The sequence below is a fragment of the Streptomyces sp. CNP082 genome (assembly GCF_059570535.1).
The window spans coordinates 1-1828 of record NZ_JCANSZ010000138.1 but is presented as its reverse complement, the minus strand read 5'-3'; the positions used below and the strand labels follow the sequence as shown (position 1 = coordinate 1828).

2 protein-coding genes are annotated in these 1828 nt (G+C 68.3%); both read left to right on the top strand.

Annotated features, from left to right (window positions below):
• A partial coding sequence (locus B124_RS36970) for an extracellular solute-binding protein (protein WP_496507402.1) occupies positions 1–581 on the top strand: 581 nt, incomplete at its 5' end.
• Positions 582–778: 197 nt separating this feature from the next.
• Positions 779–1732, top strand: a complete 954-nt coding sequence (locus B124_RS36965) for a carbohydrate ABC transporter permease (protein WP_496507401.1) — start codon at positions 779–781, stop codon at positions 1730–1732.
• Positions 1733–1828: the final 96 nt, after the last annotated feature.

Below are 1828 nucleotides of genomic sequence, written 5' to 3'. Positions count from 1 at the left end.
TCGAGACCTTCGAGTGGCTGAAGGAGAACCTGGTCGGCCCCGGCCTGACGTATGAGAACCCTGCGACCACGGACCGCAAGACGGCGTTCGCCGACTTCGCCGCGGGCAAGGTGGGCATGCTCAACGGCCACCCGTCGCTGATCCAGATGGCCCAGGACGGCAAGGTCGACTACGCCGTGGCGCCGATCCCGGGCAAGGACGGCCCGCTGGACTCCACCCTGGGGGTCGCCGACTGGATGATGGCGTTCAAGGACGGCGGGAAGCAGGAGGAGATCAAGAAGTTCCTCGACTTCGCGTACTCCAGGGAGAACACGCTGAAGTTCGACGAGATGTACAACCTCATGCCGGTGACCACGGACACCCTTGAGGAGATGCAGTCCAGCGGCAGGCACAAGGACCTTGAGCCGTTCTTCGAGGTGCTGCCGGCCGCCGAGTTCTACCCGCTGGGCAGCACCAGCTGGGATGCGGTCTCCGCGGAGATCAAGAAGTCGGGCGGCAAGGCCGTGTCCGACGACCCGGGCGAGGTGCTGGGCGAACTGCAGCAGACCGCCGAGGACACCGCCGCCGACATGGGCGAGTGACCCGGCACGGGTGCTGAACAGCCCCCGGTGGTGTGTACCGGGGCGGGCCGCCGCGCCGCCGCGTGCGGCGGCCCGCCCCCGGGGCGCCGTCGCCAGGGCACCTGGTGCCCTGGCGCGGTCCGACAACGACGCGCCACACCCCCATAGCCCCCCCAGCGCGGTCCCCGTGGGCCGCTGTACCCGCAAGGAGTCCCCTCGTGCCCGTCACGGTCAAGGAGCCCGCGGCCGGTACCGGCCCCGGGCCCGGCGGGCGGAAGGCCGCACCGCGGCGCCGCCGTCGCGGCGGTCTTGCCCGGCTCGGCCCGCTGCCCTGGATTGCCCCCGCCGTCCTGCTGATCGTCGTGGTGGTCCTGTGGCCCGTCTACGAGCTGATCCGCACCTCGTTCCTCAACATCAGCATCAGCGGCTTCGTCCGCGGCTCCGCCGGCACCGAGAAGTACCGCCGGCTCTTCGACGACTCCGACTTCACCGGCGTGCTGACGATGACAGTGGTATGGACCGTCGCCGTCGTCGGCGTCACCATGCTGCTCTCCCTGGGCCTGGCCCAGTTGTTCAACAAGCCCTTCCCGGGCCGCAGGGTCACCCGCTGGGCGCTCATCGCGCCGTGGGCCGCCTCCGTGCTGATGACCGCCATCGGCTTCCGCTGGATGCTCGACCAGACCGCCGGCGTCCTGAACACCCTGATGACCGACCTCGGTCTGATCGACGGGCCGAAGGACTGGCTGGGCGAACCCGCCACCGCCTGGCCGTGGATGATGTTCGTCGCGGTCTTCGTCTCGCTGCCGTTCACCACCTACACGCTGCTCGCCGGATTGCAGACCATCCCGCAGGAGGTGTACGAGGCCGCCCGTATCGACGGCGCCGGCTCCCGCCAGACCTACTGGCGCGTGACCGTGCCGCTGCTGCGGCCGGCGTTCCTCGTCGGCTTCGTCATCAACCTCATCAACGTCTTCAACTCCTTCCCGGTCATCTGGGGGATGACCAAGGGCGGGCCCGGCAGCGACACCGCCACGACCACGGTGTTCATGTACCAGCTCAAAGACACCGACATCGGGGAGTCCGCCGCGATGTCCGTGGTCAACTTCGCAATGGTCGTCGTACTCGTCCTGATCTTCCTCAAGGTCAGCCGCTGGAACAAGGAGGACGCATGAAGGTCTCCGCGCCCTCACACACACCCGAAGACGAACCAGTCACCAAACACACCGCCGATCAAGACAGCAAAGACAGCAAAGACGGCAGGGGCGGCA